Below are 19,096 nucleotides of genomic sequence, written 5' to 3'. Positions count from 1 at the left end.
AGAGCGCTTTGCCGGTTGGTGTCGGTCTTGAAAAATATGGAATTGAGATGCGTCTTGGCCGTTTCCCGGCCCATCCCGCATTTCTCCGCCGCCTCTGTCAGGCTCAGACCGGACGTAAGTTCAAGTGCAATCCGGGCTTCGGCCGGAGTAAGCCCGAACGCCCTTTTGAGCAGCGCGGCACTGGGCAGAGGCTGACGGTCGAGATCGGTCAGCAAAACGATGAACCGCGCAAAAAAGAACACGCCGTCAAACCGGTTTGGCACCGGCAGCACATCGAGCAGCAATGGACGCTGGCCGGGTCGTTCGATACGCAGCGGCCCCGATTCGTCGGGCCCTTGGGCAACCACCTTCTTTATGGCCGCCGAAACGGAGCGGGCCACCGCCCGATTGTAAGATGTCACCGTGCGGCCAAGCACCGTCAGACTGTCCCCCATCAACCGCTCGGCGCCGCGTGTCATCTCGATCACGAGGCCCTGGCTGTCGAGCAGGATCGCGGCCTCGTCCAGCGCATCGAGCATGCCCAGCCCCAGCGTCGTCTGCACCCAGCCCACGCGCTCGGCCGTCGTCACGACCCGCGCCAGATGACCTGAAACGACCCCGAAAAGCCGACGGTCCTCTTCGGAAAACATTTCCGCTTTTTCGCCGCGAAACACCGACAGCACATACTGACGCTCGGGCGTATTGAAAGTGATCCCTCCCCACCATTTCTTGTCGAAAGGCAGCATCAGTTCCTGATAGTAGGGGTTATCGCTGTGAACGTCCTCGGTCGCGATATCCTGCTCGAGGACGATGGTCTGCCCCCGGTCGGTCCGCGGCCAGCCGCGCTTGGCCCGATAGTCATCGAGATGCCATCCATCGACGACAAAGCGCTCGGCAAACTCGGCAAGATCGGACGAAAACGGCAGGTTGATCGTGTCCTCCGCCGCCACCCGTGGCACGGTGATGGCCGAATCCGCCCCGATCGCATCGCACAATTGCGCCAGCCCCGCCTGCCAAAGCCCGCGCTCGAACCCGGCCTCATAAAGTCCGTCAATAGCGGCACGAACACCCTCAGGCAACATGCCCCGACTCCCAAAAAGCCCCTCACATATTTGTATTTAAAAGCATTTCACTGTAGCTGGCAAACCCGGAACAGTATTGACATCGCGACCACAAAGGCTCCGCTGTTTAGTCGGCCACGGCCAGGCGCTATTACTCCGTGAAAATTTACTGCCTCCAACCGACAACTGATGTGCGCCCCACGGGTCGCAAGCATCCAGCCATGCCGCATGAACCGGCATCGTTCGACAGCCGCGCTGCGCGCCCGTCAGGCCGCAAAAACCGTTCAGGCAGGAGCCGGGCTGCCGGCCGTGGCAATGCAGAGCCGGTTACGTCCCTCGCGCTTGGCCCTATAGAGCGCCATATCGGCCGCCCGCAGCATTTCCGCCCCTGAACTGTCCGTCGTCAACGAGGACACCCCGATACTGGCGGTCACCGTCAGATCCTGCCCGCCCGGCAGGCTGAGCCTGGATCTGGCGATCTTTTCGCGCATCCGCTCGCCCAGGACCGAAGCGTCCCCGGCCGGGCAGTTGGGCGCCAGAACGACAAACTCTTCGCCGCCATAGCGCACGACGCTGTCGCCGGGCCGGACCGAAGACACAATCAGCGAACAGACATGGCGCAGCACCTGGTCGCCGACCTCATGGCCGTAGGTGTCGTTGACATGCTTGAAATGATCGAGATCGATCATCATGGCCGAGAGGGGTGTATTGAGCCGTGTCGAGCGGCCGACCTCCTCTTCGAGTTTGTTCTCGAGATAGCGCCGGTTGTAGATGCCGGTCAGCGGATCCTCGATGGCGTCGCGTTCGAGCTTGGCGATCCGCACGACATCGCTGGTGGTGATGAATGACAATCGCGTCACCGCCATGGTGAAGGCACCGGCCAGCAGCAGCATCAGCGCCACCAGATCGTTGGCGACCAGCGCCCGCCCTTCCCACAGAACGATCAGCGCCACATAGCCTATGGCAAAGGATGTGATGACCGCACCAAGCCACATCCAATGACGCCGCAATGCGCTCGATCTGCCCAGCAGGCCGGTGATCGACCGCACCGTGCCCAGGGCAAGCAGATGCAGCCCGATCCCGATGACAAGCAGGATATCATCGACATACATCATCGTTCTTTCCGTGAGCGCTATCTCCATTGCTGCTCCCTACGTCAGCAAAAGTTAGCGCTTCATTACGGATCCATCACGACCAGTTTAGCGCAGCAATGTTGGCCAGGACGAGCAAGCCCGACAATAGGAGGGTTTTTCCGGCTGACTGATCGGCTGCCGCCATCATTACAGCGACATGCAACAATACTTGACAATAATGATCATATAATTTTACTGGCATGAGATTAATGCTGGGAGCAGCCCCATGACACCGTTTGATCGCCGCACCTTCCTGTCCGGTTCCACAGGTCTGCTGCTTGCATCCGCGCTCACCCCGATTCCAGCCGCAGCCCAGAATGGTGGATGGCGGTTTGTCGATGACCGGGATATCGAAATTTCCCTGCCGCACCGCCCGGTCAGAATCGCCGCATCCTATCCCGTTCTCACCACCCTTTGGCCCTACGGCATCCATCCCATCGGCCTGATCGCCCATCGCGAACCGGCGGCCCTGCCTGGGCTCGCGCAGGCGGGCGTGGACATGAGCGCGGTCAAGGTCTTGAAAAGCGCTGTGGATGGCTGGAATTTCGAGGCCGTCCTCGCAGCCGAGCCCGACCTCATCCTCACCCATGTCACCGGCGATGGGGTGGTGTGGGGCATCGGTGGCGATACCGCCGACCAGGAGCGCCTTGAAAGCATCGCTCCAATACTCGCGCTGCGTGGCGATCTTCCCGTCGAGGCCGGAATCGAACGCCATCGCGAACTCGCCCGCGCTCTGGGCGCCTCCACGGCGCTCGAGGTGGGACGCGCCGATTTCGAACAGATTGTCGCCGCGCTCCGGCAAACCGCGGCCGAAAAACCCGATCTGAAAATCCTCGTCGCCGCCCCCGGGGATACCTCGGTTTTCGCGATGTCGAGCGGGCCGGAGTTCCCCGATCTGGCCTACCTCTCCCAATTGGGCATCGAAATTGTCGATGGCGGAATGCAGGATTTGAGCTGGGAGCGGATTATCGACTATCCCGCCGACATAATCCTGACAGACGATCGCGGCGGCATCCCTCAGCTCGATCATATCCCAACCTGGACTCGCCTGCCCGCAGTCGCCGCCGGGCAGGTCTATCCCGTCTGGCGCTACCAGCCGCCCTATAGCTATCTCGGCTATGCCCAGGCCTATGGACCCATTCTCAACGTTCTCAGGACGGCCAGGAAAGTCATCTCTTAGGGTCACGGAGCGCGTCCAACAAAAGCATGTCCTCGACGCGATCGGGGATGGAAGCGGTCTTGAAGTTCGCAACGCGCGAGCAAACAAGGACTTGGATCGGGCCGCGATAGCCGATACCGGATTTGATCCAGGCGTCTTTCAGAACGAGTGGCTCTGTGAAAGATTGACTCTGGAGCGGAGCCGGAAAAGGCTGTGCCTCCTTGGTTCGATCCGACGGCAAAACCAGGCTTTGGGCAAACTCGATGCACGATCTCCAAGTCCTGTGCCAAGGCCATCTGCCACAGATCGCGCCTTGGTTCGACGATCCGGTGACCCGGAGATGGTTGGGTGGCCGCGACTGGGCCGAGAACACCCTGCTGCTGGCAAAAGCCGACACCAACAGGCACGGGCTGATCGCCTCGATCGAGGGAAGTCCTGTCGCCCTGCTGGACGTCGAAGTCTATGCCGATGCCAGCGCCAGCTTTGCCATCGTGGTTGATCCGCGCCTTCGCCAGCGCGGCATTGCGACAAGGGCCTTGAAGGCCATGCTCGAATTCACGCGATTTGCGCCAGTTTCGCGCTTTTTCGCCGGCGTTCAACACGGCAATGAGTCGAGCGCACGCCTTCTGGCCCGGCTGGGTTTTACACCCACCGCAAAACCCTCGGAACAGGGATTTATCGATTACGAACTGGTTCGGTAGGGCCCGACAACGCGCTACCCTGCCCCCGCACCGGCATCAAAGCCGGCCAATCGCCGCCCCGACCCTAGAGCGTGTCCAGCAAAAGCATGTCCTCGACGCGATCGGGGATGGAAACGGCTTTACGGTTCGGACACGCGACAAAACAAGGGCTTGGAGCCAAGGATTTGAGTCAATCAAATCCTGAACGGCTCTAAGGTTACGCCGCCCGCCCCAGCGCCCGGCGGCTGCCTTCGAGGTCCCACACAAGCGTCATCACCGCCAGCGGATCACGCGGCGCAACAAGGGAAAGCATGCTCGCTCCGCCCGCGCTCAGCCGACGAAACTTCTCGCGCGCCCGGTGATCGCCGATCAGGTCCTCGGCCGTGCCGGCCCAGCCGATCACCCCATTGTTCTCGAGCGCATAGAGACGGCTCGGCGCCATGGCGACCCCGGCCTCCCGCTCGCGCTCCATCAGATAGCGCCGGCCCGACCGTCCCGTCCAAAGGACGCTCGCCGCCTCGCCGCTGCCTGTTTCGGTAATGCTGTCCAATCCGATCATGGCCACCCTCGAAAACGGCCTGCGCTGTCCCGCCCCCAAAAGGCGGAAAATTCATCTGGCGATCGCCAGCCCCTTTGGGACAACCGATCTAATAAGAACAAAATTAGAACAAATTGAACGAAACGTCAATCCCATGCACGCCCAAATCGTCCCATTGCCTACAAACGATGTCAAGATATTGTGTCCCGATTGCGGCAAAACACAACCTATCGCGTTTCGACGGTAAAAATCGCCCGGAACTGCGTTCGGTCAGGATGCGGTACCCGATTGCGCTTCGAGTTCGTTGATCCGGGCGCGAAGCCGCGGGGAAATGGGCCGGGCCAGTCCCTTGCGCGCGTCTTCGAGCACCATGGCATTGGTCTCGGTCTCGATGCGCGCGATCAGGGTTTTCAAGAATTGTTCGCCGGACAGCCCCGGCATGATCGGCTCGAGAAATTTCGCCCGCGCCGTTCCGGGCCACAAGACCAGGCTGTTGCGCCCCCAGTAAAGCCCCGAGGTCAGCGCCACCGGCACCACCGGAACGTCCATCGCCAGATACATCCGCACGATCCCCGAGCGATAGGCCGGCGTGTCGAGCGGCGCCCTTCGCGTGCCCTCGGGGAATATGATGACGCGGCAGCCCTTATCGAGCGCCTCTCTTGCCTCCTGGGTCATGGCCGGCAGCGCATCCTTGCCCCGCTTGCGGTCGACCGAGATCGTATCCATCCACCGCGCCGCCCAGCCAAACAACGGAATGTCGAGCAGTTCTCTTTTGGCGATGAACGCGGGACGGCCCACATGGGGCAGCATGGCAAAGATGTCCCAGTCCGACTGGTGCTTGGCCCCGATGATGCACCCGCCTTGCGGGATGTTGTCCATCCCCGTCACCTCGGTCCTGATCCCCACCAGCCAGCGCAGGAAAAAAAGGTTCGCCCCGTTCCAGTATTGCGCCAGGCTCCACCCCGTCGATTTCAGGTTCGGCGTCAGCCTGGCCATCAGCCCGATAATGATCGCCAGGATGAACGTGTGAACGAAAAAGAACAGATAGAACACTGCCGAGCGGATAGCCTGAACGATCATGGCGCTGTTTCCCGCCTTGGAGACTAAGATATCTGGGAGAGAAACCGCCGCACCGTCAAGCGCGAGGTGATCGCCGTCAGCCCGGCAATCACCAGCACCACGCCGATGATCCCCAATATGCCGCTGATCCCCAGCGCGAACTGCCCGAACAGAACCCCCAGCTGCGCGCTCGATTGCTCGGGCACCACAGTGCTCATCGCCGTGCCCGCCACGATGAAAAACACGATCGCCGCCAGCCCGCCGACCAGTCCGCCCTTGAGCCCGAGCAACAGGAACCGCCCCTGAAATTCCCCGGCGATGAACTTGTTGGACGCCCCGATGAAATGGAGCACGTCGACGATTTCCCGGTTGGTCGACATCGTGCCCCGCGTCGCGAAGACGATGGCCAGCGCCGTTGCCACAAGGATAAGCGCCAGAACCAGTATTCCCGATACAACGATGGTTCCGGCCATCGTGTTGAGCTGCACCCGCCAGGCGGCATGGGTTTCCAGCGTCGCCCCGGGAATGGCCGCAATCTCGCTTTCAAGCCGCGATATATCGGCCGCATTGGGATCGGCCAATTGCACGATCACCAGCCGCGGAACGGCGAGATCGGACAGGTCCAGCCCTTCGCCCAGCCATGGCGCCAGCAGCTCTTCGCTTTCCTCGATCGACACCACCCGCGCGCTCGCCACACCCGGAACCGCTTCCGAGAGCGAGACGGCCAGCCGCAGGTTGGACTCGATCACTTCCCCATCGAGCGGGCGCACCTGAATGGTCAGCTCGCGCCCCACTTCGGCCGACCAGCCCAGCGCCGATTTCTGCACCAGCAGCACGCCGCCGAACGTCACGCAGGACAAAAACGTCATGATGCCGATCAAAAGCATCAGCGTGCGCCCCGCCACCGACTGCGCCGGAACGATCGGGTTGGGACGGGAAAAATTGAGCCTTAACCCCTCACTCATGGATGGTCAGCTCCCCCTCGGTGAGCAACATGCGCGGATAGTCGAATTTGTCCAGCAACGCCACCTCATGGGTCGCCAGGATAATCGTCGTGCCCATCCTGTTGAGCTGTTCGAACAGGTGCAAAAGCCGCTCGGACAGCTCGGGGTCCACATTGCCCGTCGGCTCGTCCGCCAAAAGGATGTCGGGATTGCCGATCACCGCCCGGGCAATCGCCGCGCGCTGCTTTTCCCCGCCCGAAAGCACCGCCGGATGCGCGTCCATCCGGTCGCCCAGCCCCACCCAGTCGAGCAGTTCTTCAACATTGCCGCGATAGCTCGCTTCCGCCTGCCCGCGCACCCGCAGCGGCAGGGCGACATTTTCAAACGTGGTGAGATGATCGAGCAGCCTAAATTCCTGAAAAACGATCCCGATATGGCGCCGCATCTGCAACAGCCTGTCGCGGTCGAGCGCGGAAACGTCTTCCCCGAACATCGAAACCGACCCCCGCGTCGGTTTGAGCGAGAGCAGCAACAGCCGCAAAAGCGAGGTCTTGCCCGACCCCGACGGCCCGGTGAGAAAATGAAACGAGCCCGGCGAGATCGCAAAGGTCAGATCTTTTAAGATTTCCGGCCCGTGTCCGTATCGAAGGCCCACATTTTCGAACGCGATCAAACCGCTTTTCTCCGCGAATCACCTGACTGGCTGTCATCCTACCAGCCATCACCCCCCAATGGCCCCATCATGGCGGCGTTTCAAGAGTTTTAACCCGACCCCCTTAGGGTCGGGGCAAAGATTTTTCGCTCAACCCGTTCGGTCCCTCGCGCGTGATCATCACCTGCCCCAATTGCCAGACGCGCTACAAGCTCGGCTCCGATGCGCTCAGCGCAACCGGCCGGCAGGTCCAGTGCGCCGCGTGTTCCGAACTCTGGTATGCAACGCCGAGCTTTCCCAACCCCTCTGTCCCGCGCCCCGATCCCGAACCCTCCGACGACGAGCTGGTCTTTCGCGCCGATGCCGATACGCTGTTTTCCGCGGCCGACGAAGAGCTCCTCGACGCCTCGTTTTTGCGCGCCCAGGCAGCGCCCGGCACCCCTGCCCCTGACGATGAAGCACCCACCGAACCCCGGCCGGAAACAGCTGCCCACCACCCGCTTCCCTCCATCGACACAGCCGGCAATCGGGCCCGCATCGAAGCTCTGGCCCGCCGCCGCAACGGCATGCTGGCCGCCCACCCCATCGCCCGCTTCCGGCGTTGTTTCCGCATCGCGCTGGTGGTGTTCATCGTCGCGGCCCTGATCTCAGCCTTCACCCTGCGCACCGAAATCGTCTCGGCCGTTCCCCAGCTTGACGGGCTCTATCGCCTCGTGGGGCTGGGAACAAATGTCATCGGACTTGATTTTACCGAAATTAAGACTTTGCGAACCACGCAGGATGGAAACCCCGCCATTATCGTCAACGCTAAGATTTCCAACATCACGAATCGCATAACTTACGTGCCATCGGTGCTGGTGAGCCTGCTCGATGGCGCCGGCGCCATTGTTTACGAATGGACGGTGACCCCGGCCACCCGCAACGTCCTGCCCGGCGATACGCTGGCCATCGACGCGCAACTGATCGGACCGCCGCAAGGCGTGACAAACATAAGACTGAGCTTTGTCGACGGCGCCAACGGCGCGGCGGCGGAACGCTAGAGCGTGTCCAGCAAAAGTGGAAACGGTTTTGCGGTTCGGACACGCGACAAAAAAAGGGCTTAGAGCCAAGGATTTGATTCAATCAAATCCTGAACGGCTCTAGAGAGTGTTTCCAGGATAAGTGGTTACCACTTATCCGGTTCGGAAGCGCGACAAAACAAGGACTGGGAGCCGATCACGGCTCCGAAGAATAAGGGTAGAGCCCCATGGCACGCATACTGGTGGCCGAAGACGACGACAATGTCCGCGCCTTTGTGACCCGCGCCCTCGAAATGAGCGGCCACGAGGTGATCGACGCCTCCGACGGCGGCCTCGCCCTCGAAATCGCCAATGAGCACAACGGCAATTTCGATCTTCTGGTCTCCGACATCAAGATGCCCGTCATGGACGGCATCGGTCTGGCGCTGGCCATCGGCGCCCAATACCCCGCCATGACCATCCTGTTAATGACCGGCTTTGCCGACCAACGCGAACGCGCCCACGGCCTCGACGCCCTGATCTACGACGTCCTGGGCAAACCCTTCTCGCTCGCCCAACTGATCGAAAAAGTCGACGACGCCCTGGCGGGCAAGCCTGCCGAGATCATTCCGCTGGCACGCTCGGCGCTGTAAACCTCGCCGCAATTATCTGGCGGGCAGCCCACTTATGCTGGTATCTTGCCGGTGCCGGGCCAGATCCCAAAATCGCGGTGGCGGGAAAACGCGAGGCGGGGATTGTCTTGTTCCATTGATCGAGGCGAAGGCAGTCCCAAAAGACAGGGCACCACAGCTCCGGCGGTATTCACCCTCACCCGCCGGACGGCTTACGCTATCGCAAGCGCAGGTGTGGCTCGTCCGTAACCGGGCGGTTTAGGCCGCAGCGACGATCGGGGCTATTTCGGCTGGTCGCCAGTTCCAGGGCAGTAATTCGTCGAGGGCATTGATCTTGTGATCGTTGATGCGACCCAGGATATCGGCGAGGTAGGCCTGGGGATTGAGGCCGTGGAGCTTGGCGGTTTCAATGACGGTCATCGCATCGGCGAGTATTTCCCCGCCCGCATCGGAGCCGGCGAATAGAAAATTCTTTCTTCCGATTGCAATGGGCCTGATTGCCCGCTCGGCCGGGTTGTTGTCGATCGCCACGCGCCCATCCTCAAGGAACAGGGTGAACGACGCCCAGCGCTTAAGAGCGTAGCGGAAGGCCTTGGCCACGTCGCTTTTGCCCGAGATGCGGTCGAGCTGATCTTCGGCAAAGCGCTTGAAAGCCTCGGCGACCTGTCTGCTCTCGGCCTGCCGGACAGCAAGGCGCTCGTGGGCCGAACATCCAGTGATACGACGCTCGATATCGTAGAGCACGCCGACGCGATTGATGGCTTCGAGCGCAATGGGGGATTTGCTCGACGTCCATTCGTCGTGGAAATCGCGCCGCAGATGCGCCCAGCACGACGCCTCGCGGATCTTCGTCGCGCCAGTCATGGGATCTGGTTTGTAGAGTGCTCCAAACCCCGAATAGGCATCGGCCTGCAGAATTCCGGAGAACCCGGCCAGATGCGATTGTGGGTGCTCGCCTTTGCGATCGGGCGAGAACAGATAGGCGGCAGCTGGCGGGTCATCGCCTGCAAAGGGTGTATCATCGCGGACATAGACCCATATGCGGCCCATCTTGACCGCGCGTTTAGCGCCGCCCGAAGCGATCGCCACCTTGGGATCGAGAACTCTGATCGGAGTATCGTCGGCATGGAGCCGATCGGCGGCAAAGACATGGTCGCGAATGCGCGAGACCAGTGGCTTGAGCACACCGACCGCCTGGCCGCACCAGTCAATCAGTGTCGAGCGCGGAATATCGGCGCCCATGCGGTTAAAGATCTCCCCCTGGCGATAGAGGGGAAGATGATCGTCGTACTTGCTGACCAGAATGTGAGCCAGCAGCCCCGGGCCTGCCATGCCGCGGGCCACCGGGCGGGTCGGTGCCAGCGTCTGCACCATGGCTTCGCATCTACGGCAGGACTTTTTGGGCCGGGCGATCTCGATTTTCTTGAGCTGCGCGGCAACCAGATCGAGGATCTCGGAGACGTCTTCACCCACCAAGCGCAGTTCGCCGCCGCAGTCGGGGCATTCTGAGCCGGGATCAAGGGTGCGACGCTCGGTGAGAACGTGCTCGCTCAGAGCCGGCTTGCCACGACGACGGGAAGAAGCGGTCTTCTGAGGCGGTGCAACGGCCTCATCCTCATCAGCACTCCTGTCGATCGCGGCTCTGGCAACCTCGAGCCCCTCAAGGGCCAGTTCGAGTTGTTCGATGTTGCGTGCCACTTTCTCCGAGGAGGCGCCGAACTTCTGCTTTTTAAGCCGCACGATCTGAACCCGAAGGGCATCGACCAGCGCTTCATAGGCGCGATTGGATCGGGAGAGTTCCTGGATCTGACTGGCTTGTGCGGCGATGATCGCGCGCAGCGCGTCAAGGTCATCAGACTGGTGTTCGGCAGGGCTCGTCATGATGAGCAAACCCTAGCAGAATCTGGTATCTTGCACCAGAATCATCACGCAAAAACAGTAAGATAATGCGACAAAACGATCAGGAAAATCTCTGCGGCGGCGCACCCCAGCTGGGCCGCCGCCAGTCGATCCCCTCCCAGAGCATGGCCAGTTGCGCCGGCGTCAAACGGGCTGTCCCATCGGCTGGAGAGGGCCAGGGAAAGCGCCCCTTCTCGAGAATCTTGTAATAGAGACAGAACCCCTGGCCATCAAAATAGAGGATCTTGATCCTGTCGCCGCGCCGACCACGAAACGCAAAGACCGATCCACTGGCAGGCTTGTGCCGCAACTGGTCCTGAACGATCGCGGTAAGACCCGAGATCCCCTTCCTCATATCTGTGACGCCACAAGCCAGATAGACCCGCACGCCCGTGCCTGGCCCGATCATACAGCCTCCGCGATCCGGATCAGACGCATCCATTGCCTCTCGTTCATCGTCGCTCGCGCCCGGATGCTCCGGCCGTTGGTGAGAACCAGCTCGACGTGATCGACCGGACCGGAATGATCAACAGTATCGGGAGCCGCATCCTCGGCGATCTCTACCGGCACCAACATGGGATCGCGATGGCTCATCATGCCCTTGCGGCGCATCTCGCGCCGCCACTGGTAGATGTGCTGGCGGGTGATATCGTGCCGGCGCGCAACACTGGCGACGGTCTCGCCATCAATGCCAACCGCGCCAAGGATCGAAAACTTCTCTTCATCCGACCAGCGCCGCCGACGCTCAACCCCCGTCATCACCTCATAGCGCATGAAATCCCGCCGCTTCGTTGCTGACGTCAAAAACGACGCCAATAACGACGGTCATTACACGTCAGCAGGCGCCAAGCGGAAGGCGGTACAAAGCGGCCGATTACGCTCGTCCTTGAGCAGGCTGGCGACGAAATCGACAAACACCTTGATCGCCCCTGTCATGCGGCGTGTCGTGGAACTGACGGCCTGTATGGGGTAGAGGCGCGGCCTAAAGTCTTCCAGCACCGAAACGAGCCTGCCGGCCGCGATATCACTGGCAAACATCCAGCTTGGCCCCTGCGCCAGCCCCATCCCGGCCAGCACGGCCGCGTGGACGCTTTCGGGGTCATTGGTGCGGAGCGGACCGAACGGTGTCACGACTATCGGGCCGTCCGGGCCCTGGAACTTCCATGTCTTGGAATTGCCCTGGAAGGTGAAGGGCAGGCAGCTGTGACTGGCCAGCTCATCGAGATCAGTGGGTGTACCATGCTCGGCCAGGTAGGCAGGGGCGGCGACCACCACCGCTTCCACGCAGCCGATCTGACGCGCGAGCAGGCTGGAGTCGGGCAATTCGCCAATGCGGATCGCGACGTCGACACCATCCTCGATCAGGCTCACGTAGCGCTCCGACACCTCCAGATCGATCGTCAGGTCTGGATATCTTTGAAATAGGGCCGGCAGGCGCGGCGCAATCAGCCGGTTGGAAAATACGGGCGAACACGTCACCCGCAGACGTCCAGCCGCGGTGACTTCGCCCGAGCGGATGCGCGCTTCCGCGGTTTCCAGATCCCCCAGCATGCCGACGGCGAAATCGTAGAATTCCTGGCCCTTGTCGGTCACGCTCAGCCCGCGCGAACTGCGCCGGATCAGCAACGTGCCCAAATGGGCTTCCAGCGCTGCGACTTCCTTGCTGACAGTTGACTGCGCGACGCTCTCCGCCTTCCCGGCACGAGAAAAGCTCTCGGTTTCCACGGTGCGCACGAACAGGCGCATCCTTCTGAGCTGGTTCATTGCCGCCTTCTCTCCATTTGCCGATATCAAATGCCAAAAGCATAATACGGAATGCAAGGGAAGACTAATATTCCCGATCGGAATTTGAGCTATTCATCTTGCCTGAATTGGAAATCCCCGAGCAGTCCGTAAGTAAGGAGCATTCCCGGCCATCAACCGGGTATGCAACCAAAGAAAGAGACCAAATGTCCAGGCTGAGTGGAAAAATCGCCGTCATCACCGGGGGAACCTCGGGAATGGCATTGGAAACGGCAAAGGTCTTCGTCGAAGAAGGCGCCTATGTCTTCGTGACCGGCCGGCGCCAGGACGCCGTCGATGCTGCCGTCGCCTATATCGGGGAAAACGTCACCGGCATTCAGGGCGACGTCTCCGACACCGCCGATCTTGATCGCCTGTTTGCCACCGTCAAGGCAGAGAAGGGTCATATCGACATACTGTTTGGCAGCGCCGGCGCCGGGCATATGGGCGAGCCGCTGGCAAGCGTATCGCCCGAACTGGTCGATCATACCTTAAATGTCAACGTGAAGGCCTTGCTGTTCACGGTGCAGAAAGCCCTGCCGCTGTTTCGCGACGGCGGCTCGATCATCCTCAACAGTTCCATCGCCCATCTGAAGGGCATGTCCGGCGCCAGCGTCTACAGCGCCAGCAAGGCGGCTGTGCGCGCCTTTGCCCGCGGCTGGACAATGGAACTCAAGGATCGCGCTATCCGCGTCAATGTCATCAGTCCCGGCCCGATCGACACCCCGTTCACCCGGCCGGCGCCGCAGGACTGGAAGGATGCATTGACGGCCATGGTACCGCTCGGGCGCTTCGGTCGGTCACGCGAAATCGCAACCGCCGCCCTCTTCCTGGCGTCCGAGGATTCCAGCTTCATCACCGGCATCGACCTGTGTGTCGATGGCGGCTTGACCCAGGTCTGATCGGAGAGGGAGCGACGCCGTGACACCAGTGCAAATCTATGTCGCCCAGCTGCTTGCACTGGTGGCGCTGTCGCTGTTGACCGGATTGGCGATTCTGATCGGCCGCGGTTTCGATATCCTGCGAAATGGGCGCTCCTTGCGCTTTTACGAGGACTTCGATGGCGTCTCGACATTGGCCTTGGTGACGCGCCCGACGCGCCAACTGGCCAATCAATTCGAATATCCGGTGCTGTTCTTCACACTCACGGCGATCGCCATAGCGGTTCCGGTGGAGAATTCCTGGCTTGCCGGACTGGGCTGGTGCTACGTCGCGTTGCGCTGGACCCATGCCCTGATCCATCTGACGCTCAACCGGCTTTATTTGCGCACACCCGTCTTCATGACCAGCAATATCGTGCTGCTGGTCATGTGGGTTATCTTCGGTGTCGAGGTCTTGGCATAGGCCGGGCGGGTATCAAACGCCTTTCCCAACCAGCTCCACGATTACCTACGCTCGATCGCTGGCAAAACCATCGCCTGACAGACACATCGTCCGGCGCATCCACCGACCCCGCTACAATGCACACTTCCGGCCGCTCAGGCCTCCCCACCGCCATCCTTCACCCACACCGGCACACTATCCATCCCAATCAACTCATCCAGCGTCTGCCGTGGCCGCACCGTGTGCCATTTCCCCCCATCGACAAGCACTTCAGCGATCAGCGGGCGGGTGTTGTAGGTCGAGCTCATGACCGCGCCATAGGCGCCCGCGCTCATCACCACCAAGAGATTGCCCACCGGTTTCCCGAACTGGCCCGCGCGTCACGCAAAGGACGTGCCCGCTGATTGCAGCATCGGCACTTGCCGCCGCTTTGGGAGGCTCAACGCGGCGCGAGTCTGGCAATCAACTGGTTGGCGACGTTGGCCATTGCGGTTGCGGCGGAAAAATCGAACTGGTTGATGGAGATGAAGACACCGACGCCGCGCGACGGCGCAAACGCGAGGTAACTGAAAACACCGTCAGTGCCACCGGCCTTTTGGATAATGAGCGGTCGGTCGCCTTCGGGCATCATGATCACCCAGCCAAGACCCATGGCATCCATATGTCCGGACTCATCCATTCCCGCCACCGGGGTCAGACCGTCGCGCATGGCCCAGGCCGCGTGGCTTATGGCTCGGGTCTCTGCATCGACCTGATCGAAGCGATCGAGGTTCCAGTGAAGGTATTTCACCATGTCATTGGCCGTCGCATAGAGCGAGGAGGCGCCAAACCGGTTGGGGATCGGTTCGCCGGGATCCATCTCGACGCCATTCCAGTCATACCCGGTCATGACGTTGTCGCCCTGGGGTCGAAGATACCCGGTGGAAGCCATTCCCATCGGGTCGAGGAGTTTTTCCTGAACAAGATCGGCGTAGTCCATCCCGGAAGCCCCTGCGAGCGCCATCGCAAGAAGGTCGTAGGCGACATTGGAATACAACATGCCTTCGCCAGGCGCAAAGAGCAGCGGACCGCCCGCGAGATTGGCGGCGAAGGAGGCGTCACTATACCTCTCAATGCCGTCGCGCGGTTCAAGTTCGCGCGCCAGCCCGCTGCGGTGCGTGGCCATGTCGATCAACCGGATCTCCTGGCCGTCAAATCCGGGGAGCGTGTCGACAACGCTAAGAAGTGGCCCGGCGGGGTCGGTCAACGCGACATCGCCGCTGACGGCAAGGCGAGCGAGCGCGAGGCCGGTGAAGGTTTTCGTGATCGATCCGATGCCGATCTGGGTTTCACCATCGGGCTCGATGCCGCTGCCGGTTCTGACCTCGCCGAATCCGAAGACCGTACTCTCGCCGTTCCGAACGGCGGCAATCACCATTCCAGGCACGCCGGTGTCGAGATGAAATATCTGGCCGGTGAACCCTACCATCTCATCAAGCAGCGGATCATTGGCCAATGCAGGCGACGAGACAAGAAGTGCAGCGGTTGCGGCGGCGAGGATATGTTTCATCAGAGGCTCCGAGTTTCTGGCAGGAGCCGGCATGATAAGCACAGTAACTTAACGTTTAGACAGGCCCTGCTGCGGTCTTACCCCTGACCGCCGACAAAATGCTGTCTTGGGCGCAGATGCATTATTCCGGGCCGTTCTGACGGGCGGAGCACCGGCCGCAAAAAGGCAAAGCGCGACAGCAGCCCGGTTCCCTGACACCCGGCTGCATCGGCCCCGGTATAGCCCCCCGAGCACGAAGGGGCCATCGCGATTTGGCGCTCCCTTAGGCTGCTGGCCGGCCCACCCCTGTAACGCCTGTATCTAGGTCGCCCCGGCCTCGTCCTTTACCCATTCGGGCACAGAATCCAGCCCAATCAATTCATCCAGCGTCTGCCGTGGCCGCACCGTGTGCCATTTGCCGCCATCGACAAGCACTTCGGCGATCAGCGGGCGGGTGTTATAGGTCGAACTCATCACCGCGCCATAAGCGCCCGCGCTCATCACGACCAGAAGGTCGCCCTCGGCCACCTCGGCCATCTCCCGGTCGAGCCCCAGATAATCCCCAGTTTCGCACACCGGCCCCACGATATCGGCGCGGATGGTCGCAGCCCCCGCTTCCTGCATGGGCAGGATATCGTGATGGGCTTCGTAAAGCGTGGGCCGGATCAGATCGTTCATCGCCGCATCGACGATGACAAAGCTCTTCTTGTCGGTCTTTTTGACATATTCGACCCGCGTCACCATCACCCCGGCATTGCCCGCGATCAAACGGCCCGGCTCAAGGATCACCTTGCACCCCAAAGGATCGGTGTGCCGGCGCACCAGCTTGGCGTATTCCACCGGATCGGGCGGGGGTGAATTGTCTTGTCTGTAGGGTATCCCCAACCCGCCCCCGACATCGACATGGCCGATGTCATGCCCCGCCGCCCGCAGCCGTCCGACCAGTTCGGCCAGCAGCTTAAAGGCGTTGTCGAACGGTTCGAGCTCGGTGATCTGGCTGCCGATATGCATATCGACGCCGACCGCCTTCAAATTCTTGCACGCCGCGATCCGCTCATAGACCGCCTCGGCCCGCGCGTAGGGGATGCCGAACTTGTTTTCCGATTTCCCCGTCGAGATCTTGGCGTGGGTTTTCGCATCCACATCGGGATTGATCCGCACCGAAACCGGCGCAAACTTGTCCATCTCGGCGGCCACCGCGTTGAGCCGCTCCAGCTCGGGCTCGGATTCGACGTTAAAGCACAGGATTCCCACTTCGAGCGCCCGCCGCATCTCGGCCCGGCTCTTGCCCACGCCCGAAAAGATGATTTTCTCCGCCGGGATCCCCGCCCGCAGCGCCCGCTCGAGCTCGCCGAGCGACACCACATCCGCCCCGATGCCCTTTTGCGCGGCAATCGCCAGCATCGCCTGGTTGGAATTGGCCTTCATGGCATAGGCGACCAGCGTGTCGGTGCCCGCAAATGCCCCCAGCATCACATCAATATGGCGGGTGAACGTTGCCCGCGAATAGCAATAAAACGGCGTGCCGATCTCCTCGGCCACCGCCGTCAGATCCACATCCTCGGCAAACATCCAGCCGCCGCGATAGGTAAAATGATGCACCGGTTAAATCCCCAGCCGCTCGCGCCAGCCCGCAACCTGCGCCATAACGTTTGCCGGCGCCGTGCCGCCAAAGCTGGTCCGCGACTTGACCGAATTGTCCACCCCAAGCACCTTGAACACCTGGCTGGTGATCCGCTCGTCGATGTCCTTGAAATCCTCGATGGTCAACCCTTCCAGCCCGCAGCCCTTGGCTTCCGCCGCCGCCACCGCGCGCCCGGTGATATGGTGCGCGTCGCGGAACGGCACGTTGGCCGCCCGCACCAGCCAGTCGGCAAGATCGGTCGCCGTCGAGAACCCGGCCCCCGCCGCCGCCGCCATCTTCTCGCGGTTGACGGTCAAATCTCCCATCATCCCGGTCATCGCCGCCAGCGCCAGCGAGAAATTGTCCAGCGCATCGAAGGCGATTTCCTTGTCTTCCTGCATGTCTTTCGAATAGGCCAGCGGCAGCCCCTTCATCACCATCAAAAGCGAAGTGAACGCCGCAAAGATCCGCCCCACCTTGGCCCGGATCAATTCCGCCGCGTCCGGATTGCGCTTTTGCGGCATGATCGAAGACCCGGTCGAAAACTTGTCGGAAAGCTTGACGAACGCAAACTGCGCCGACGACCAGATCACCAGCTCCTCGCTCAACCGCGACAGGTGCATCGCACAGATCGACGCCGCCGAAAGCGTTTCGAGAATAAAATCGCGATCCGACACCGCATCGAGCGAATTGGCCATCGGCCGATCGAACCCCAGCGCCTCTGCCGTCATCTCCCGATCGATCGGAAACGATGTCCCGGCCAGCGCCGCCGCCCCCAGCGGGCTTTCATTGAGCCGCGCCCGCGCATCGAGCAGGCGCCCCTTGTCGCGCTCGAGCATTTCCACATAGGCCAGCATGTGATGCCCGAAGGTCACCGGTTGGGCGCTCTGCAGATGGGTGAACCCGGGCATGACGGTCCCCGCTTCGGCCTCGGCCTTCTCGACCAGAACCTTCTGCAAGGTCTCGACCTGCGCCGCCAGCATGTCGAGCCCGTCGCGCACATAGAGCTTGAAATCGGTCGCCACCTGGTCGTTGCGCGAGCGCGCCGTATGCAGCCGCCCCGCCGGCTCGCCCACCAGCTCCTTTAGTCGGCTTTCCACATTCATGTGGATGTCTTCGAGCGCTCGCGAGAAGGTGAACGCACCCGCCTCGATTTCCGCCCGAACGGTCTCTAGACCCGAGATGATGGCGTCCTTATCGTCGCGCGTCAGAATGCCGGCTGCCTCGAGCATCGTCGCATGCGCTATCGATCCGGCGATGTCGTGCTTGTAAAGGCGCTTGTCGAAGCCGATAGAAGCGTTGATCTCTTCCATGATGGCGTCCGGGCCGGACGAAAACCGGCCTCCCCACATGCGATTGCTCATCGGCGCCTCTTACTTGAATACATTTGCGAGTGAAGGTTTATGGATCAGGACGAAAAGCGAAAATCACCCCGCCCCATCATCGTCGGCACGGGCCTTTTCGCAGCGGCGCTAGGTATAGCCGTGGCCGTCTGGCTTAGCAATGGCGGCGCCAACGCTGCAACCTGCCCGGTGCGCGCCGAGGCGGCAAAGGCCATCGACGACGCCGCAACCGGCGAGCTCGCCGCCCTTTTGCCCTCGTCCCAATGGCGCGATTATTCCGATCTGGCCTTCGAGGACGCGGACGGCAATCCTCTCACCCTCGCCGATTTCGCCGGCAAGAAGCTGCTCATCAATTTCTGGGCCACCTGGTGCGCGCCCTGCCGCGAGGAAATGCCCTTCCTTGATGCGCTCGAAGCGCAATATGGCGGGGACGATTTCGAAGTCGTCGCCATCAGCCTCGATATCGGCGCCGACGGCCCCACCGCCGCCGCGCTGTTTCTCGAGGAGATCGGCGCGCAAAATCTCAAACTCTTCGCCGATCCCAGCTACAAGCTCTTTGAACGCCTGCGCAACGAGGCGGTCACGCTGGGCCTGCCTGCAACCATCCTTGTCGATGACGAAGGGTGCGAACTGGCCGTTCTGCAGGGCCCCGCCCATTGGGACACCCCCGACGGCCACGCGGTGATCGAAACGCTGCTGGACATCTGACCGCGACACCTCCCGCAATTTTACTTACTAAAAATTGAGGGATCGGGCGCACAC

General features: G+C 61.5%; 20 protein-coding genes and 1 pseudogene. 7 read left to right on the top strand and 14 right to left on the bottom strand.

Annotation, left to right across the window (positions count from 1 at the left end; genetic code table 11):
• The coding region (locus AACZ55_RS10750) for a helix-turn-helix transcriptional regulator (RefSeq protein ID WP_339645992.1) at positions 1–1,061 on the bottom strand (1,061 nt) is incomplete at its 3' end.
• Between the two features lie 263 nt (positions 1,062–1,324).
• Positions 1,325–2,182 (bottom strand): GGDEF domain-containing protein, encoded by an 858-nt coding sequence (locus AACZ55_RS10745; RefSeq protein WP_339645990.1) that lies wholly within the window; start codon positions 2,180–2,182, stop codon positions 1,325–1,327.
• Positions 2,183–2,399: 217 nt separating this feature from the next.
• Here AACZ55_RS10745 and AACZ55_RS10740 point away from each other — a divergent pair, with 217 nt between their 5' ends.
• Together AACZ55_RS10740 and AACZ55_RS10735 are read left to right on the top strand one after the other, a co-directional pair.
• Positions 2,400–3,353 carry an ABC transporter substrate-binding protein gene (locus AACZ55_RS10740; protein ID WP_339645987.1) on the top strand — a complete coding sequence of 318 codons (954 nt, stop codon included), beginning with the start codon at positions 2,400–2,402 and terminating at the stop codon, positions 3,351–3,353.
• A gap of 242 nt (positions 3,354–3,595) precedes the next feature.
• Positions 3,596–4,033: a GNAT family N-acetyltransferase gene (locus AACZ55_RS10735; protein ID WP_339645985.1), complete on the top strand. Its 438-nt coding sequence runs from the start codon at positions 3,596–3,598 to the stop codon at positions 4,031–4,033.
• 196 nt (positions 4,034–4,229) lie between these two features.
• Here AACZ55_RS10735 and AACZ55_RS10730 read toward each other — a convergent pair whose 3' ends face one another.
• From AACZ55_RS10730 to ftsE, 4 genes are all read right to left on the bottom strand, one after another.
• A complete protein-coding gene (locus AACZ55_RS10730; protein WP_339645983.1) occupies positions 4,230–4,571 on the bottom strand; it encodes a hypothetical protein in 342 nt (113 codons plus the stop codon).
• Positions 4,572–4,820: 249 nt separating this feature from the next.
• Entirely contained in the window at positions 4,821–5,630 is an 810-nt protein-coding gene (locus AACZ55_RS10725; protein ID WP_339645981.1) for a lysophospholipid acyltransferase family protein, read from the bottom strand.
• A gap of 23 nt (positions 5,631–5,653) precedes the next feature.
• On the bottom strand, positions 5,654–6,574 hold the full coding sequence (locus tag AACZ55_RS10720) for an ABC transporter permease (protein WP_338608990.1): 921 nt from the start codon (positions 6,572–6,574) through the stop codon (positions 5,654–5,656).
• Positions 6,567–7,226: a cell division ATP-binding protein FtsE gene (gene ftsE, locus AACZ55_RS10715; protein ID WP_338608989.1), complete on the bottom strand. Its 660-nt coding sequence runs from the start codon at positions 7,224–7,226 to the stop codon at positions 6,567–6,569. The genes AACZ55_RS10720 and ftsE overlap by 8 nt, the downstream gene beginning before the upstream one ends.
• 152 nt (positions 7,227–7,378) lie before the next feature.
• Here ftsE and AACZ55_RS10710 point away from each other — a divergent pair, with 152 nt between their 5' ends.
• Together AACZ55_RS10710 and AACZ55_RS10705 are read left to right on the top strand one after the other, a co-directional pair.
• Entirely contained in the window at positions 7,379–8,245 is an 867-nt protein-coding gene (locus tag AACZ55_RS10710) for a zinc-ribbon domain-containing protein (protein ID WP_339645979.1), read from the top strand.
• Positions 8,246–8,451: 206 nt separating this feature from the next.
• Positions 8,452–8,856: a response regulator gene (locus AACZ55_RS10705; RefSeq protein WP_338608986.1), complete on the top strand. Its 405-nt coding sequence runs from the start codon at positions 8,452–8,454 to the stop codon at positions 8,854–8,856.
• 237 nt (positions 8,857–9,093) lie between these two features.
• On the opposite strand, the gene AACZ55_RS10700 is transcribed toward AACZ55_RS10705, so the two are convergent.
• From AACZ55_RS10700 to AACZ55_RS10685, 4 genes are all read right to left on the bottom strand, one after another.
• A complete protein-coding gene (locus AACZ55_RS10700; protein ID WP_339645977.1) occupies positions 9,094–10,716 on the bottom strand; it encodes an IS66 family transposase in 1,623 nt (540 codons plus the stop codon).
• Between the two features lie 79 nt (positions 10,717–10,795).
• Complete coding sequence (gene tnpB, locus AACZ55_RS10695) at positions 10,796–11,143, bottom strand: IS66 family insertion sequence element accessory protein TnpB (protein ID WP_339645975.1); 348 nt, start codon at positions 11,141–11,143, stop codon at positions 10,796–10,798.
• Positions 11,140–11,508 (bottom strand): transposase, encoded by a 369-nt coding sequence (locus AACZ55_RS10690; RefSeq protein WP_339645973.1) that lies wholly within the window; start codon positions 11,506–11,508, stop codon positions 11,140–11,142. Before AACZ55_RS10690 ends, tnpB begins: the two co-directional genes overlap by 4 nt.
• Positions 11,509–11,562: 54 nt before the next feature.
• Complete coding sequence (locus tag AACZ55_RS10685; RefSeq protein ID WP_339645971.1) at positions 11,563–12,498, bottom strand: LysR substrate-binding domain-containing protein; 936 nt, start codon at positions 12,496–12,498, stop codon at positions 11,563–11,565.
• 185 nt (positions 12,499–12,683) lie between these two features.
• On the opposite strand from AACZ55_RS10685, the gene AACZ55_RS10680 reads away from it, so the two are divergent.
• Together AACZ55_RS10680 and AACZ55_RS10675 are read left to right on the top strand one after the other, a co-directional pair.
• Positions 12,684–13,418: an SDR family oxidoreductase gene (locus tag AACZ55_RS10680; RefSeq protein WP_339645969.1), complete on the top strand. Its 735-nt coding sequence runs from the start codon at positions 12,684–12,686 to the stop codon at positions 13,416–13,418.
• 19 nt (positions 13,419–13,437) lie between these two features.
• Positions 13,438–13,860 carry an MAPEG family protein gene (locus AACZ55_RS10675; RefSeq protein ID WP_339645967.1) on the top strand — a complete coding sequence of 141 codons (423 nt, stop codon included), beginning with the start codon at positions 13,438–13,440 and terminating at the stop codon, positions 13,858–13,860.
• A gap of 134 nt (positions 13,861–13,994) precedes the next feature.
• Here AACZ55_RS10675 and AACZ55_RS10670 read toward each other — a convergent pair.
• From AACZ55_RS10670 to argH, 4 genes and pseudogenes are all read right to left on the bottom strand, one after another.
• Positions 13,995–14,192: pseudogene (locus AACZ55_RS10670) on the bottom strand (diaminopimelate decarboxylase); the annotation flags it as partial.
• A gap of 86 nt (positions 14,193–14,278) precedes the next feature.
• The gene (ampH, locus tag AACZ55_RS10665) at positions 14,279–15,388 is read right to left on the bottom strand and encodes a D-alanyl-D-alanine-carboxypeptidase/endopeptidase AmpH (protein ID WP_339645965.1); all 1,110 of its coding nucleotides are present in this window, start codon (positions 15,386–15,388) and stop codon (positions 14,279–14,281) included.
• A 300-nt stretch (positions 15,389–15,688) separates the two neighbouring features.
• On the bottom strand, positions 15,689–16,969 hold the full coding sequence (gene lysA, locus AACZ55_RS10660) for a diaminopimelate decarboxylase (RefSeq protein ID WP_339645963.1): 1,281 nt from the start codon (positions 16,967–16,969) through the stop codon (positions 15,689–15,691).
• A gap of 3 nt (positions 16,970–16,972) precedes the next feature.
• Positions 16,973–18,355 carry an argininosuccinate lyase gene (argH, locus tag AACZ55_RS10655; RefSeq protein WP_339645961.1) on the bottom strand — a complete coding sequence of 461 codons (1,383 nt, stop codon included), beginning with the start codon at positions 18,353–18,355 and terminating at the stop codon, positions 16,973–16,975.
• A 39-nt stretch (positions 18,356–18,394) separates the two neighbouring features.
• Between argH and AACZ55_RS10650 the strand changes: the two genes are divergently transcribed.
• On the top strand, positions 18,395–19,042 hold the full coding sequence (locus AACZ55_RS10650; RefSeq protein WP_339645960.1) for a redoxin family protein: 648 nt from the start codon (positions 18,395–18,397) through the stop codon (positions 19,040–19,042).
• Positions 19,043–19,096 lie beyond the last annotated feature (54 nt).

This window comes from uncultured Pelagibacterium sp. (genome assembly GCF_963972885.1).
Taxonomy (GTDB): domain Bacteria; phylum Pseudomonadota; class Alphaproteobacteria; order Rhizobiales; family Devosiaceae; genus Pelagibacterium; species Pelagibacterium nitratireducens.
The sequence above is the reverse complement of the archived record's forward strand: the minus strand, read 5'-3'. Positions and strand labels throughout refer to the sequence as shown.

What these genes read in the sequence shown, in the direction of transcription:
- AACZ55_RS10650 (WP_339645960.1), top strand. Translation starts at nt 18,395, where the DNA reads ATGGATCAGGACGAAAAGCGAAAATCACCCCGCCCCATCATCGTCGGC.
- AACZ55_RS10725 (WP_339645981.1), bottom strand. Translation starts at nt 5,630, where the DNA reads ATGATCGTTCAGGCTATCCGCTCGGCAGTGTTCTATCTGTTCTTTTTC.
- AACZ55_RS10740 (WP_339645987.1), top strand. Translation starts at nt 2,400, where the DNA reads ATGACACCGTTTGATCGCCGCACCTTCCTGTCCGGTTCCACAGGTCTG.
- tnpB (WP_339645975.1), bottom strand. Translation starts at nt 11,143, where the DNA reads ATGATCGGGCCAGGCACGGGCGTGCGGGTCTATCTGGCTTGTGGCGTC.
- AACZ55_RS10680 (WP_339645969.1), top strand. Translation starts at nt 12,684, where the DNA reads ATGTCCAGGCTGAGTGGAAAAATCGCCGTCATCACCGGGGGAACCTCG.
- AACZ55_RS10730 (WP_339645983.1), bottom strand. Translation starts at nt 4,571, where the DNA reads ATGATCGGATTGGACAGCATTACCGAAACAGGCAGCGGCGAGGCGGCG.
- AACZ55_RS10690 (WP_339645973.1), bottom strand. Translation starts at nt 11,508, where the DNA reads ATGCGCTATGAGGTGATGACGGGGGTTGAGCGTCGGCGGCGCTGGTCG.
- argH (WP_339645961.1), bottom strand. Translation starts at nt 18,355, where the DNA reads ATGAGCAATCGCATGTGGGGAGGCCGGTTTTCGTCCGGCCCGGACGCC.
- AACZ55_RS10705 (WP_338608986.1), top strand. Translation starts at nt 8,452, where the DNA reads ATGGCACGCATACTGGTGGCCGAAGACGACGACAATGTCCGCGCCTTT.
- AACZ55_RS10700 (WP_339645977.1), bottom strand. Translation starts at nt 10,716, where the DNA reads ATGACGAGCCCTGCCGAACACCAGTCTGATGACCTTGACGCGCTGCGC.
- AACZ55_RS10720 (WP_338608990.1), bottom strand. Translation starts at nt 6,574, where the DNA reads ATGAGTGAGGGGTTAAGGCTCAATTTTTCCCGTCCCAACCCGATCGTT.
- ampH (WP_339645965.1), bottom strand. Translation starts at nt 15,388, where the DNA reads ATGAAACATATCCTCGCCGCCGCAACCGCTGCACTTCTTGTCTCGTCG.
- AACZ55_RS10745 (WP_339645990.1), bottom strand. Translation starts at nt 2,182, where the DNA reads ATGGAGATAGCGCTCACGGAAAGAACGATGATGTATGTCGATGATATC.
- AACZ55_RS10735 (WP_339645985.1), top strand. Translation starts at nt 3,596, where the DNA reads ATGCACGATCTCCAAGTCCTGTGCCAAGGCCATCTGCCACAGATCGCG.
- AACZ55_RS10685 (WP_339645971.1), bottom strand. Translation starts at nt 12,498, where the DNA reads ATGAACCAGCTCAGAAGGATGCGCCTGTTCGTGCGCACCGTGGAAACC.